12 protein-coding genes are annotated in these 12,737 nt (G+C 71.3%); 4 read left to right on the top strand and 8 right to left on the bottom strand.

The window, feature by feature from the left end; all coding sequences use genetic code 11:
• Window positions 1–25 precede the first annotated feature (25 nt).
• Together B9O00_RS06660 and B9O00_RS06655 are read left to right on the top strand one after the other, a co-directional pair.
• Window positions 26–1,738 (top strand): B12-binding domain-containing radical SAM protein, encoded by a 1,713-nt coding sequence (locus B9O00_RS06660; protein WP_200808426.1) that lies wholly within the window; start codon window positions 26–28, stop codon window positions 1,736–1,738.
• Entirely contained in the window at window positions 1,725–2,732 is a 1,008-nt protein-coding gene (locus B9O00_RS06655; RefSeq protein WP_159460129.1) for a fatty acid desaturase family protein, read from the top strand. The genes B9O00_RS06660 and B9O00_RS06655 overlap by 14 nt, the downstream gene beginning before the upstream one ends.
• On the opposite strand, the gene B9O00_RS06650 is transcribed toward B9O00_RS06655, so the two are convergent.
• Genes B9O00_RS06650 through B9O00_RS06640 form a run of 3 tightly spaced genes read right to left on the bottom strand, consistent with a single transcriptional unit; the run spans window position 2,713 to window position 5,279 of the window.
• On the bottom strand, window positions 2,713–3,834 hold the full coding sequence (locus B9O00_RS06650; RefSeq protein ID WP_085121674.1) for a cyclic nucleotide-binding domain-containing protein: 1,122 nt from the start codon (window positions 3,832–3,834) through the stop codon (window positions 2,713–2,715). The two genes, B9O00_RS06655 and B9O00_RS06650, sit on opposite strands and share 20 nt — an antisense overlap.
• Window positions 3,835–4,638 carry a lysophospholipid acyltransferase family protein gene (locus B9O00_RS06645; protein ID WP_085121673.1) on the bottom strand — a complete coding sequence of 268 codons (804 nt, stop codon included), beginning with the start codon at window positions 4,636–4,638 and terminating at the stop codon, window positions 3,835–3,837.
• Window positions 4,639–4,652: 14 nt separating this feature from the next.
• Window positions 4,653–5,279, bottom strand: coding sequence for a DUF6962 family protein (locus B9O00_RS06640; RefSeq protein WP_085121672.1), 627 nt, complete (start codon window positions 5,277–5,279; stop codon window positions 4,653–4,655).
• A 186-nt stretch (window positions 5,280–5,465) separates the two neighbouring features.
• Here B9O00_RS06640 and B9O00_RS06635 point away from each other — a divergent pair, with 186 nt between their 5' ends.
• A complete protein-coding gene (locus tag B9O00_RS06635) occupies window positions 5,466–6,632 on the top strand; it encodes a glycosyltransferase family protein (RefSeq protein ID WP_085121671.1) in 1,167 nt (388 codons plus the stop codon).
• Here the strand turns inward: B9O00_RS06635 and galE are convergent.
• Window positions 6,629–7,648, bottom strand: coding sequence for a UDP-glucose 4-epimerase GalE (gene galE, locus B9O00_RS06630; protein WP_159460128.1), 1,020 nt, complete (start codon window positions 7,646–7,648; stop codon window positions 6,629–6,631). The two genes, B9O00_RS06635 and galE, sit on opposite strands and share 4 nt — an antisense overlap.
• A gap of 191 nt (window positions 7,649–7,839) precedes the next feature.
• On the opposite strand from galE, the gene B9O00_RS06625 reads away from it, so the two are divergent.
• The gene (locus B9O00_RS06625; RefSeq protein WP_085121669.1) at window positions 7,840–8,997 is read left to right on the top strand and encodes a glycosyltransferase; all 1,158 of its coding nucleotides are present in this window, start codon (window positions 7,840–7,842) and stop codon (window positions 8,995–8,997) included.
• Between the two features lie 39 nt (window positions 8,998–9,036).
• Here the strand turns inward: B9O00_RS06625 and B9O00_RS33680 are convergent, their stop codons facing one another.
• From B9O00_RS33680 to B9O00_RS06605, 4 genes are read right to left on the bottom strand one after another with little or no spacing between them, the layout of a single operon-like run.
• Complete coding sequence (locus B9O00_RS33680) at window positions 9,037–10,050, bottom strand: GNAT family acetyltransferase (RefSeq protein ID WP_085121668.1); 1,014 nt, start codon at window positions 10,048–10,050, stop codon at window positions 9,037–9,039.
• 7 nt (window positions 10,051–10,057) lie between these two features.
• A complete protein-coding gene (gene sseA, locus B9O00_RS06615; RefSeq protein ID WP_235017050.1) occupies window positions 10,058–10,972 on the bottom strand; it encodes a 3-mercaptopyruvate sulfurtransferase in 915 nt (304 codons plus the stop codon).
• Window positions 10,973–10,975: 3 nt separating this feature from the next.
• The gene (locus tag B9O00_RS06610) at window positions 10,976–11,686 is read right to left on the bottom strand and encodes an alanyl-tRNA editing protein (RefSeq protein WP_085121715.1); all 711 of its coding nucleotides are present in this window, start codon (window positions 11,684–11,686) and stop codon (window positions 10,976–10,978) included.
• A gap of 8 nt (window positions 11,687–11,694) precedes the next feature.
• Window positions 11,695–12,696, bottom strand: a complete 1,002-nt coding sequence (locus B9O00_RS06605; protein ID WP_085121667.1) for a cysteine synthase A — start codon at window positions 12,694–12,696, stop codon at window positions 11,695–11,697.
• Between the last annotated feature and the right edge of the window lie 41 nt (window positions 12,697–12,737).

The following is a 12,737-nucleotide window of genomic DNA, read 5'->3' as shown; positions in this document are numbered from 1 at the left end:
GCCTTCGGGGGGAACGACGGAGCGCGTGTCGCGCCGCGGCCGTCTCGGCCTGCTGCTGATCAAGCCGTCGCACTACGACGACGACGGCTATGTCATCCAGTGGCGCAGCGCCTTCATCGTGGCCAACTCCCTCGCCGTGGTCGACGGCATCATCGCCGATGCCGCTCAGCGGCTGGTGCTCGGTCCCGACGTGCAGGTCGAGAGCCGGCGCATCGACGAGGTCTGCGAGATCCTGCAGCCGGCGAAGCTGATGCGCTGGCTCGACGGCTTCGACCGCTCGGCGGTGCTGATGACCGGCGTCCAGAGCAGCCAGTTCCCGCGCGCCCTCGACGTCGCGAAGCAGTTCACCGCGGCCGGCTACCAGGTCGTCGTCGGCGGCTTCCACGTCAGCGGCTCGCTGGCGATGGTGCCGGACTGGACCCCGGCCTTCGAGGGCGTCGCCGAGGCGGGCGTCAGCCTCTATGCCGGAGAGCTCGAGCCCGGCATCGACGAGCTGCTGCGCGACATCTTCGACGGCACCCTGAAGCCGCTCTACAACTACCTGGGCAGCACGACAGACCTCGCGACGGCACCGAACCAGGTGCTGATGCACGACCTGGCGGCGCGGACGGTCGAGGGCTACTACGGCGTCGAGGTCGGCCGCGGCTGTCCCTTCGTCTGCAGCTTCTGCACGATCATCAATTTCCACGGCCGCACCCTGCGGCCCCGGACGCCGGAGGCCATCGAGCGCTACCTGCGGCAGTGGGCGGACGCCGGCGGGAAGACGATCCTGGTCACCGACGACAACTTCGCCCGCAGCCCGATCTGGCGCGAGGTCCTGGAGATCTTCGCCAGGCTGCGCCGGGAGGATCCCCGGCGGCGCTGGGACATCTGGATCCAGGTCGACGCCCTGGCGACCCGGATCTCCGGCTTCGTCGAGGCCTGCCGGCGGGCCGGCGTGACCCGGCTCTTCGTCGGCCTGGAGTCGGTGCGCGCGGACAACCTCGCGGCAGCGGCCAAGGGCCAGAACAAGGTCCACCAGCTGCGCGACATGATCGTGACCTGGAAGCGCGCCGGGATCATGGTCTACGCCGGCTACATCGTCGGCCTGCCGAACGACACGCCCGCGCGCCTGGCCGAGGAGATCCGCGAGCTGCAGGAGGTCTATCCGATCGACTTCCTGACGGTCTTCCTGCTGACGCCCCTGCCCGGATCGGAGGACCACAAGAAGCTGGTCGCCGCCGGCACGGCGATGGACCTCGACCTCAACCGCTACGACAGCACCCACGTGACCACCGCCCATCCGCTGATGACGCGGCAGGAGGTGCAGGACCTCTACTGGCGCTGCTGGAGCGACTACTTCTCCCTCAGGCACCTGAAGACGGTGCTCGGCCGGGCGCTCTACCACGGCCTGCCGATGGACATTGTGCGCAGCACCTTCGTCTGCACGCGGACGATCGCGATGCTTGAGCGCATGCACACCGGCGATTCCGGGGCGCTGCGCATCAAGGACCGCCGCTCGCGGCGGGCCGGTTACCCGGTCGAGCCGATGGTCCCGCACTTCTGCCGGCGCTTCGCGTCGAACACCTGGATCGTGGCGCTCACCGGCGTCTGGCTGGCCTACGCCTACCTCGTCGAGCTGGCCCTGCGGCTGGAGAAGCGGCGCAACGGGCTCGCGCACTATGCCTGCGAGCTTACGCCGGTCGAGGAGACGCGCCGGGCCCGGGCCGGGGAGGCGTCGACGGTTGCCGCGGAGTAGCCTGCTGGAGGACCGGGGGAAGGCGGCCGGGGCGGCCGGCGGCATCGACAGGCGCTACTTCGTCGCCGACTTGGCCGCCTACTACCGCGACTACCTGATCCCGCTGGCGGTCTTCGTCGCCAGCTTCGCCTGGTGCGCCACGGCGGACTGGCCGCTGGTCGTCGTGCCCCTGGTGCTCGCCAGCTTCTCGGTCCACCGGGCGGGGGCCTTCGTCCACGAGATCACGCACCGCTACAGCGACCCGCGGATGCAGGGCTTCATCCGCCTCTGGAACCTGACGATCGGCGCGGTGATCCAGCTGCCGGCCCCGCGCTTCTTCAAGCCGCATCTCGTCCATCACGCCAGGGGGACCTTCGGCACCAAGGCCGATCCGCAGTACCTGGAGCTCAGGCACGATCCCGGATTCATGATCTTCGTGCTGTTCGTCGGCCCGTTCCTGATGCCGCTGCTGAACTTCGCCCTGATGGTCACCGCGAGCCTGGGGGTCGACGCCGAGGCGCGCCTCGAGCGGTTCCTCCAGCGGCACTTCGACTTCACGATGGGCAGCGAGGTCGAGGCGCAGCACCGGCGGGAGGTGACGACCCTCAGCCGCTACTACCTCGTTCTCTTCGCCCTCTACGCGGCCGTCCTGCCGCAGACCGTGCCGCTGCTCTACCTGGTCCTCGTCGGCGGCTGGCTGCTGGTGACCCTGCGCATTCCGCTGGAGCACCGGATGGAGCGCCACGTCGACTCGACGGACAGGCACGACCAGCTGGTCGACAGCTTCACCGTGGAGGCGCCCCTGGCGGCGCTGCTGCAGCCCCTCGGCCTGCGCTTCCATACGGCGCACCATCTCTACCCCGGCGTGCCCTACCACAGGCTGCGCCAGCTGCACTACGAGCTGAAGGCGCGCGGCGACGCCGAGTACAACAGGAACGTGCTCGGCTTCTGGCAGGCCGTGCGCGGCCCCGGACGGGCGGTCGCGGCCCGGCCGGCTACAGCAGGCCGAGCGTGAAGGCGCAGGAGCCGAGCACGATGTGCAGCAGCGTGACGCCGTAGATGTTCTGGTGGCGCAGGTAGAACGCGCCGAACACGAAGCCGCTGAGGATGACCACGCCGACGGCCGGCAGCCCGAAGTGCACGTGGAACATCCCGAACAGCACGCTGCTGATGAACACCGACCTCAGGCCCTTCTGATCGTTGAGAAAGCGCTGGAACGAGGTCTGCATGAAGCCGCGCGCGACGACCTCCTGGAGGAAGGAGTGCGCGATGTAGGTCGGAAAGCCCGCCCAGTGCACGACGACCGGCTTTCCGGAGAAGGCGATGAACGCCGCGGTGAGGCCGATGGCCACCAGCGAGAGCGCGCCGCCTTCGGTCAGCGATTTCCTGAGCCCGACGCTGCTGAGGCCCATGTCGTGCAGCGACAGCCTGAGCATCCGGATGATCACCAGGGTCGGCAGCAACAGGATGGCGAGGTACTGCCAGGCGAAGCTCTGCGTGTAGATGTCGACGTTCAGCAGGCGCGTGGCGATCGCGTTGCTGACCAGCATGACGATCGAGAACAGCGCCAGCGTGTAGAGGAAGAAGCGGCCGAAGTGCTGCTGCATCCTGGCCAGGTCGAGCTGCCGCTTGAGGACGGCGACATGAATCTCCGTGCCGGTCCTCAGGCGCTCGACGACGGTGATGCCGACGCTGGCGCGCAGGTTGTCGTAGTAGTGGTCGCCGTCGTCCAGCTCCAGCAGGTCGAAGGGGCTGACCTTCAGGATCGCGCTGTCGGTCTCGGCGCGCGCCGTCAGGTGCTGGGGACCGCCGTCGAGGAAGGTGAGCTCGCCGAAGATGTCGCCGCGCGCGACGCGCAGGATCGGCCACTCCTCGTCTTCCGCCTGTCCCGTGCGGTAGCAGACGACCTCGCCGTCCTCGACGATGAACAGGTCGTTGCAGTGGTCGCCCTCGTCGAAGATGATCCGGCCTGCGTCGAACCGCTCCCGCTGGGCGATGCTGTCCATCGCCTGGCGCGTTTCGGGCGAGAGCATCTTGAAGGTGCCGGCGTCGACGTCGGAGACGGGCGTCGGGGAGGTGCCGGCGTCGGGCTGCGCTTCCGGGGGGGTGTCGTTCATCTATCTGCCGTCTTGCACTGAGATCGCGGGTTCCTCGGGGGCGGCAGCTGCGGCGCGGCTGGCGGCGCCCGGGGGCGGCTCGGCCAGGGCCCAGGCATCGAGACGCGATTCGATGAAGGAGACAACCCGGCGATGGGCCGCAGAGCCGTCGTCGCCGACCGGGATCGCTTCGCCGATCGCGAAGCGGACCGGGCGCGCCGGCTGGATCCAGCCCAGGTCCTTGATCAGCTTGCCGGGCGACCAGGCCGCCGTGTCGAGGGCGATCGGCACGAGCGGCACGCCGGCCGCGCGGGCCAGGCGCATGCCCATGGAGTTGAAGGCCTGGCGGTCGAAGCCCTGGGTCCGGTGGGCCTGCGGGAAGACGATCACCGAGATGCCGTCGCGCAGGCGCGCGCTGCCCTGCTCGATCACCCGGCGCAGATCGGCCCGCGGGTCGGTGCGGCTGACCACGACCGGGTCGAAGGAGCGCAGCACCGAGCCGAAGACCGGGTACTCCAGCAGGCCGGCCTTGACCACGAAGGTGCAGGGCGCGGCGGCCCGCAGCACGGCCGGCAGGATCTGCGTCTCCAGCGGGCTCATGTGGTTGGCGACGAAGACGTAGGGCCCGCCCTCGCGGTCGATCGACTCGCTGCCGGAGATGTCGAAGCGCACCCCGGAGCGCTCCAGCGAGCGGCGCAGCGCCTGGCTGCCCTTGACCAGCTCGGGATTGGTCAGGCGTCCGCGCGCGCTCTTCGAGGCGGCGAGGCCGATGTGCGCGGCGTACTGGCTGTAGAACAGCAACGACGAGACGAGGACGGGCAGCATCGGCCGGGGCCCGCCTAGGCCGCCGTGGGGGCCAGGCGGCGGCCGCCGAGGTAGAAGCCGATCGCGCCCGGCATCAGCGCGATGTGGTAGGTGGCATAGAGCCCGAGCCCGGGCAGCCCCTGACTGCCGAGCGGCGCCAGCAGCGAGGCGCCGAGGACGATCATGATGCCGGCGACCATGGCGAGCGAGCCCTTGCGGGAGCGCAGGTTGGCGAGGTGCAGGGCCAGGGTCAGCAGCAGCACGAGGCTGTAGGCCGCGATCACCACCAGGAAGTTGTCGAAGAGGAACAGCAGGACGAGCTCGACGACGAGTCCCGCCAGGCCGATCGCCGTGCAGAGGCGCACCCAGCCGGACGACAGGAACTGCCGGGCCGTCGAGAGCAGCATGGTGAAGCTGGCGAGAGCCAGGCAGGTGCGGGTGGCGAACATCAGCCAGCGGTGCGCCGGATGGCCGATCGGCTGATAGAAGGCGTGGTCGATGACGCCGAGCATGGTGCCGGTGGCGATCAGGAACAGCATCAGGGCCCAGAGCCCCGCCGGGGAGCCTCGCTCGACATCCGGCCGCATCGAGAGTCCCGCGAGGAAGTACAGGCCGCAGGCCAGGATGACGTCGGTCAGGGCCGAAAGGGCAAGCTCTGTCATGGCGTCGGGGGTGGTCCTGATGGTGTCGTCGGGCGAATCTTAGCGACCGAGGGGGTTGCCACACTCTTGACGCTCGGCCGCCGTTTGTCGACAGCCGGCCGGTTTCCTGCTACCCGCTGCTGCCGCCCAGGGGAGACGGCACCGCCTTCAGTAGCGCCTCGACAGGCCGCAAGCACACGGGATTCGATGGGGGAAGACGGGAAGTCCGACGAGCGCCACGTCGTCGTCGTCTACACGGATGCCGGTGGCGGCCACCGGGCTGCCGCCGAAGCCCTGCGGGAGATCCTGGTCTCGGCGGGCGGCTTCCGCGTGACGCTGGTCAACGCCTACCAGGAGGTGCTGCCGGGGCTCGACCTCTTCAGGCGCTGGACCGCGCGCGACGTCGAGGAGACCTACAACGAACTGGTCCTGCGGCGCGGCCATACCGGACTGCTCTGCCTCGGCTTCTATCTGCTGGCCGTGCTCAACGTCCGCCTGCTCGGCGGTCCGGGGCGCCGGGCCTTCCGGGCGCTCTGGGAGCGCAGCCGGCCGGACCTCGTGCTCTCCGTGCTGCCGGTGATCAACCATCTGATGATCGACAGCCTGGCCGGCTACCAGGGCGGCAGGGTGCCGTTTGCCGTGCTGATGACCGACTGGGCGGAGCTCAGCCGGGACGTCTGGTTCCCCCGCGGCCGGGACTACGATGCGATCTGCGGCACCGAGCGGAGCTGGCGGCAGCTGGCGCGGATCCTGCCCGAGGGCCGCCGGTTCCGGATGGCCGGCCTGCTGCTGCGCCCGGCCTTCCTGGACCGGCCGGAGATCGACGTGGCCGCGGCGCGGCGCGAGGCCGGTCTCGATCCGGACCGGCCGGTCGCCTGCATGCTCTACGGCGGCTACGGCAGCTGGCGCATGCTCGAGCTGGCCGAGGCCCTCCGCGACGACCCGCCGGACGTCCAGATGATCTTCCTCTGCGGCCGCAACGAGACGCTGGCCGAGGCGCTGTCGGCCGCCGAGCTGCCCTATCCGTCGCTCGTCCTGGGCTTCACCCGGGAGGTCCACCGCTACATGGCGATGTCCGACCTCTTCATCGGCAAGAACGGACCGCTGTCGGTCAGCGAGGCGCTGACCTTCGGCCTGCCGCTGCTGGTCGACAGCCACCGCGTGATGCCGCAGGAGCGCGCGGTGCTGCACTGGATCCGCCGGGCGGGGGCCGGAGCGACCTTCGCCACGCCGCGCCACTTCGCCCGGGCGCTCAGGCGCCTGCTCGCCGGCAGCCTCGCCCCCACCGAGGAGGCCGCCGCCCAGGGGCGCAACGCGGCGGCGCGCCAGATCCCGGAGATCCTGAGGCGGATCCTCGGGCGGAGCGGGAACTAGCCGGCATCCTTCATGCCGGCCGCGATCGTCGCGCGAGGCCCGCGCGTCGCGTAGCCTTCGGGGTGCGTCCGGTGCCAGCGCCAGGCCGTTTCGACGATCGAGCGCAGCGCCGAGCGTTTCGGCTGCCAGCCGAGCCGCTCGGTGATCCGGGCGATGTCCGCCACGTTCTCCATGGCGTCGCCGGGGCGGCGGTCCGCGATGCGGTAGCGCGGCGCGATGCCGCTCACCCGCTCGCACTCGCGGACGACCTCGAGCACGGAGGTCCCGGCGCCGGAGCCGACGTTGTAGGTCTCGACCCGGCCTTCGGCGATCGAGCCGCAGGCCAGCAGGTGCGCGTGCGCGACGTCCTCGACATGCACGAAGTCGCGGATGCAGGTCCCGTCCGGCGTCGGCCAGTCGCCGCCGAAGATGGTCAGTTCCTCCCCGGGGCTCGAGAGGCTGCGCATGATCATCGGGATCAGGCGGGTCTCGCGGGCCCTGGCCTCGCCGTGCCGGCCGTCGAGATCGGCCCCCGCGGCGTTGAAGTAGCGAAAGATCACCGCGCCGATCCCCTCGTCGCGCGCCCGTTCCCGGATCATCTCCTCGGCGGCGGCCTTGGAGGACGCATAGGGCGAGTTCGGCGCGAGCGGGTCGTCCTCCGCCATCGGCGCGCCCGATCCGTGCCCGTAGACGCTGCCGGTGCTGGAGAACAGCAGGCGGCGGACGCCGGCTCTCGTCATGGCGCGCAGCACGGCCTGCGTGCCGTCGAGATTGACCGAGCGGTAGCGCTCCGGCGCCAGGACCGATTCCGCGACCGAGGAGAGCCCGCAGAGATGGATGACCGTGTCGATCGCCAGCCGCGCCATCAGCTCGGCCAGCCGGTCCTCGTCGCGGATGTCGCCGCGGAACAGCCGGGAGTCGCAGACCGCCGCTGCATTGCCCAGCGACAGGTCGTCGTAGGCGAAGACCTCGTGCCCCCGGGCCCGGAGGTATCTGAAGCAGGCGCTGCCGACGTAGCCGGCGCCCCCGGTGGTCATTATGCGCATCGCAACGTCCCCGGTTCTCCCTCTCGTCGGTGGCCGAAAGGGATCCCGGCCGGCGGGTCTCGGTCTCCGGTTTGTGCAGGTTGATCAGGCGGATGTGCCCTCGCTGTCCCGTCGCGGCGCATTGCACCATCCTCGCCCGCGCATGACAATATCGGCCGGCCCGGCTCCAGCTCCGCGAAGGCATGTCGACTGTGCGCAAATGGGATTTCGACGTGGCGGTGGTCACGACCGCCGCGCCGCCGTGGCTGACGGGGCCGGCCTACCTGATGCTGCATCAGGCCGCCGGGCTGGCCGAGCTGGGGCTGCGCGTCGCCTTCGTCGTGCCCTGGGTCGGGGAGCGCGGCCAGTCCTGGCTGTGGGGCGAGCCGACCTTCGCGACGCGCCGGGCGCATGCCGACTGGCTGGCCGGGGAGGTCGCCCGGGTCGGCGGCAGGGTCCTGCCCGAGGTCTTCCACTACCGGGGCCACGCGTCGCGGCTGCTGCGCAGCATCGTGCCGCTCGAAGACGTCTTCCGGGCGGCCCCCCCGGCCCGGGTCCTGATCCTCTGCGAGCCCGAGCATCTGGCCTGGCATCCCCTGACTCGCCGGCGCGCCGAGGTCGAGGCCGAGACGGTCTGCGGCATCGTGATGACAAACTATGCCTACTACGTCGGGCAGACGGGGCTGCCGGGCGCGCGCTGGCTCGGGCGGCAGGTCACGCGGTTCCACCGGCGTCTCGTCCGCCGTCACACCGACTTCGCGGTGCCGGTCTCGCCCGCGGTGGCGGAGGTCACCCTCGGTCATCCGAGCCGGGCGGCTCAGGTGACCGGCGTGTTCGCCGGCTATGCCGAGGTTCCGCCCGTCCTGCCGGGCCGCGGAGGGGCGTGCTTCCTCGGCCGGCTGGTCTGGGAGAAGGGACTGGAGACGGTGATCGAGGTGGCGCGTCGTACGGGGCGGACGATCGACATCCTGGGGGACGGACCGGACGGCGCGGCGATCCGGGCGCGGGCGCGCGAGGTCTCGGCGCCCCTCCGGTTCCTGGGGGCCACGACCGCCCCCTGGGAGCGGCTCGGGGACTACCGGGTGTTCCTCAACCCGTCGCTCAGCGAGGTCCTGTGCACGGCAACGGCCGAGGCCCTCGTCGCCGGGCGCCACGTGGTGCTGAGCGACTGCCCGGCGAACGAGCCCTTCCGGCGCTATCCCAACACGCATTTCTTCGCGACCGCGGAAGAGGCCGCCGACGCCCTGGAGCGGGCCATGGCCGAGCCGCCGCTGCCGCCCGAGGCGGCGCGCCGCGACTTCGACTGGCGCACCGCCTGCCGGACCATGGCCGGGCTGTGGGAGTCGAAATCGGGAAAGTGACGCGCGGGTTCCGTGCTCCGGCTGGTGGCCGGGGGCGGCTCAGGTGGCCTTCTGCTTCGGCGGCAGGATGCCGATCGACCGCGGGTCGACGATCGTCTTGGCCTCCTGGCGGACCGGCGTGAAGCCCGCCTTCTGGTAGAGCGGCAGGGCGCGCGGGTGGTCCAGGGTGCAGGTGTTCACCGTGACCCGGGCCGGCTTGCGCTCCCAGGCCGTCTCGACCGCCGCCTGCAGGAACCAGCCGCCGAGGCCCTGGCCGACGAACTGCGGCATCAGGCCGAACATCCCGAGGTCGATGCGGCCCGCCTCGCGGCCGTCGAGCTCGAAGAAGCCGGCCGGCTGGCCCTCGACGTAGAGGACGTAGACCTCGACCCGCTCGTCCTGCAGGTAGGCGGCCAGGCGCTCGTCGGGGATGATGCGCCGCTCCCACCAGGTCCAGTCCTCGCCGACGGCGTCGTAGAGGAAGCGGTAGAACTTGAGCGTCGGCTTCTGGGCGCGCAGCAGGGCGATCCGGCGGTTCGACGGCGGGTGCGCCGGCTCGGGGCGCGGCGGCTCGGTCATCTCGAGATAGGTGACCGTGACCTTGAGGGTCGCCGGCTCGACCGGCTGCGGGCCGGTGAGCTGCTTCAGCCAGCGCGCCATGATCAGGCGCGGCGTCAGCTCGTAGCCGAGGCTCTCGTAGAAGCGGCGCACGCCCTCGTTGGTCGGCCGGATCATCAGCTGGACCTTGGGCACGCCGCGCTCGATCAGCCAGTCCTCGCCGGCGCGCACCAGCTTGCGGCCGAGGCCCTGGTGGCGCAGCTTCGGATCGACCGCGACCTGGTAGAGCCAGCCGCGGTGGCCGTCGTGGCCGACGCAGATCGTGCCGACGACGGCACCGCCGCGCTCGGCCAGCAGGATCTCGGCCTCGGTCGAGCGCTGCCACAGCGCCACGTCCTCGGCCGGGTCGTTGTAGGAGACCGTGATGCCGCACTTGCGCCACAGCTCGACGCAGGCCTCGAAGTCCGCGTCGCGATAGGGGCGCAGGGCGTAGCCCGCCGGCTCCAGCTCGGGCATCGCCCGCTCAGCCCGCGCTGCCCGGGCCGCTCGCCTGGGCGGGGCCGGTCTCGATCGGCGGGCCGTCGGGCAGGCCCCACTCCGACCAGGAGCCGTCGTAGACCGCGAGGTTGCCGCCGGCGCCGATGCGCGCCAGGCCGAGCAGCAGCACGCAGGCCGTGACCCCCGAGCCGCAGGTCGTGACGACCGGGCGCCGCGGGTCGATGCCGGCCGCCGCGAAGCGCTCGCGCAGCCGGTCCGGCGGCAGCAGCGTGCCGTCGGGGGCGCTGAGCTCGAGGAAGGGCAGGTTGAGGCTGCCCGGGATGTGGCCGCGGCGCTGGCCGGGCCGGACCTCCTCGACCTCGCCGCGGAAGCGCTCGGCGGCGCGCGCGTCGAGCAGCTGCTCGCGGCCGCTGGCGATGTTGGCCTGGACCTGCTCGAGCTCGCGCAGCAGCAGCGAGTTCATGCGCACCGTGAAGTGCCGCTCCATCGGCAGCACCGGATGGTCGTCGACCGCGCGGCCCTCGGCCAGCCACTTCGGCAGGCCGCCGTCGAGCACCGCGACGTCCTCGTGGCCGTAGATCCGGAAGGTCCACCAGACGCGCGGCGCCGAGAACAGGCCGCGGCTGTCGTAGACGACGATGCGGTTGCCGTCGCCGAGCCCGAGCTTGCGCACCTTCGAGGAGAAGACCTCGGGCGGCGGCAGCATGTGGGGCAGGGGATTGGACGGGTCCTTGACGTCGTCGATGTCGAAGAAGACCGCGCCGGGGATGTGCTGCGCGGCGTATTCGGCGCGGGCGTCGCGGCCCTCGATCGGCAGGAAGTAGGTGGCGTCGACGACGCGCACGTCCGGCGCGCTGAGGTGCTCGGCCAGCCAGTCGGTCGAGACGAGGCAGCGCTCGGCCAGCGAGTCGCCGCGGCGGGTCGATGAGGTTGCGGCCACGGCTCAGCCCTCGGCGAAGCGGATGTTGACCCGGCGGTTCTGCCGGCCCTTGTTCTCGATCTTGCCGATCTCGACGCGGCCGATCTCGCCGGTGTGCGCGACGTGGGTGCCGCCGCAGGCCTGCAGGTCGACGCCCTCGATCTCGAGCAGGCGGACCCGGCCGCTGCCCGAGGGCGGGCGCACCGACATGGTACGCACCAGGTTCGGGTCGGCCTCGAGCTCGGCGTCGGTGACCCAGCGCGGGCGCACCGGGTGGTCCTCGGCGATCAGCCGGTTCAGGCCCTCGGTCAGCGCCTCCTTGTCGAGCGCCGCGCCGGGCACGTTGAAGTCCAGGCGGCCCTTGCCGTCGCCGATCTGGCCGCCGGTCACGTCGCCCTCGACCAGCGAGCAGAGCAGGTGCATGCAGGTGTGGATGCGCATGTGACGGTGCCGGCGCGCCCAGTCGATCTCCGCGGTGACCCTGGTGCCGGGCGGCGGAACGGGCGCGCCCTCCTCGAGGAGATGGACGATGTCCTCCGGGCCGTCGCCCTTGCGGGTGTCGACGACCCGCGCCTGGCCGCCGTCCCAGGTCAGGGTGCCGCTGTCGCCCGGCTGGCCGCCGGACTCGGCATAGAACACCGTGCGGTCGAGGCGCAGGCCCTCGGGCCCGGCCGAGACGACCTCGGCCTCGCAGCTCTTGAGGTAGGCGTCGTCGCGGAACAGCAGCTCGGTCATGGTCTGGCTCACTTCATCCAGCCGGGGGTGGGCAGGTCCTTTTCCCGGAGGAAGGCCGGGTTGAACAGCTTGCTCATGTAGCGCGTGCCGGAATCGCAGAGGATCGTCACGATGGTGTGGCCCGGTCCCAGCTCCCGGGCGAGGCGGATCGCGCCGGCGACGTTGACGCCGCTCGAGCCGCCCAGGCAGAGGCCCTCGCGCTCCAGGAGGTCGAAGACCACCGCGACCGACTCGCTGTCGGGGATCTGGAAGGCGACGTCGATCGGCGCGTCCGCTAGGTTGGCGGTGATGCGGCCCTGGCCGATGCCCTCGGTGATCGAGCTGCCCTCGGCCTTGAGCTCGCCCTTGGCATAGTAGTGCCAGAGCGCCGAGCCCGGCGGGTCGGCGAGCGCCACCTTGACCGTCGGCTTGCGCTGCTTGAGGGCCATGGCGGTGCCGGCCAGCGTGCCGCCGGTGCCGACCGCCGCGACGAAGCCGTCGATATGGCCGCCGGTCTGGTCCCAGATCTCCGGCCCGGTCGTCTCGAAGTGACCCTGGCGGTTGGCGACGTTGTCGAACTGGTTGGCCCAGATCGCGCCGTTCGGCTCGCTGGCCGCCAGCTCGTCGGCCAGGCGGTGCGAGACGTGGACGTAGTTGCCGGGGTCCCTGTAGGGCTTGGCCGGCACCTCGCGCAGGTCGGCGCCGCAGAGCCGGAGCATGTCCTTCTTCTCCTGGCTCTGGGTCTCCGGGATGACGATGACGGTGCGGTAGCCGCGTGCGCGGCCGACCAGGGCGAGGCCGATGCCGGTGTTGCCGGCGGTGCCCTCGACGATCACCCCGCCGGGCCTCAGCAGGCCCCTGCGCTCGGCGTCGGAGACGATGGCCAGGGCGGCGCGGTCCTTGACCGAGCCGCCGGGATTGAGGAACTCGGCCTTGCCGAGGATCGTGCAGCCGGTCGCTTCCGAGGCGTGGCGCAGCTTGATCAGCGGCGTGTCGCCGATGGTGCCGATGAAGCCGTCGCGCACGTCCATGGGGTCCTCTCCAGCAATGGGACGAAAGGCGGCCGGAACCG

This window comes from Tistlia consotensis USBA 355 (genome assembly GCF_900177295.1).
Classification (GTDB): domain Bacteria; phylum Pseudomonadota; class Alphaproteobacteria; order Kiloniellales; family DSM-21159; genus Tistlia; species Tistlia consotensis.
Note: the sequence above shows the minus strand (reverse complement) of the source record. Positions and strands in the feature narration are given on the sequence as shown.

Excerpts from the sequence above, each read along its gene's own strand:
- B9O00_RS06605 (WP_085121667.1), bottom strand. The coding sequence starts at position 12,696 with ATGGACGTGCGCGACGGCTTCATCGGCACCATCGGCGACACGCCGCTG.
- B9O00_RS06610 (WP_085121715.1), bottom strand. The coding sequence starts at position 11,686 with ATGACCGAGCTGCTGTTCCGCGACGACGCCTACCTCAAGAGCTGCGAG.
- B9O00_RS06635 (WP_085121671.1), top strand. The coding sequence starts at position 5,466 with ATGGGGGAAGACGGGAAGTCCGACGAGCGCCACGTCGTCGTCGTCTAC.
- B9O00_RS06645 (WP_085121673.1), bottom strand. The coding sequence starts at position 4,638 with ATGCTGCCCGTCCTCGTCTCGTCGTTGCTGTTCTACAGCCAGTACGCC.
- B9O00_RS06650 (WP_085121674.1), bottom strand. The coding sequence starts at position 3,834 with ATGAACGACACCCCCCCGGAAGCGCAGCCCGACGCCGGCACCTCCCCG.
- B9O00_RS06625 (WP_085121669.1), top strand. The coding sequence starts at position 7,840 with ATGTCGACTGTGCGCAAATGGGATTTCGACGTGGCGGTGGTCACGACC.
- B9O00_RS06640 (WP_085121672.1), bottom strand. The coding sequence starts at position 5,279 with ATGACAGAGCTTGCCCTTTCGGCCCTGACCGACGTCATCCTGGCCTGC.
- B9O00_RS33680 (WP_085121668.1), bottom strand. The coding sequence starts at position 10,050 with ATGCCCGAGCTGGAGCCGGCGGGCTACGCCCTGCGCCCCTATCGCGAC.
- galE (WP_159460128.1), bottom strand. The coding sequence starts at position 7,648 with ATGACCACCGGGGGCGCCGGCTACGTCGGCAGCGCCTGCTTCAGATAC.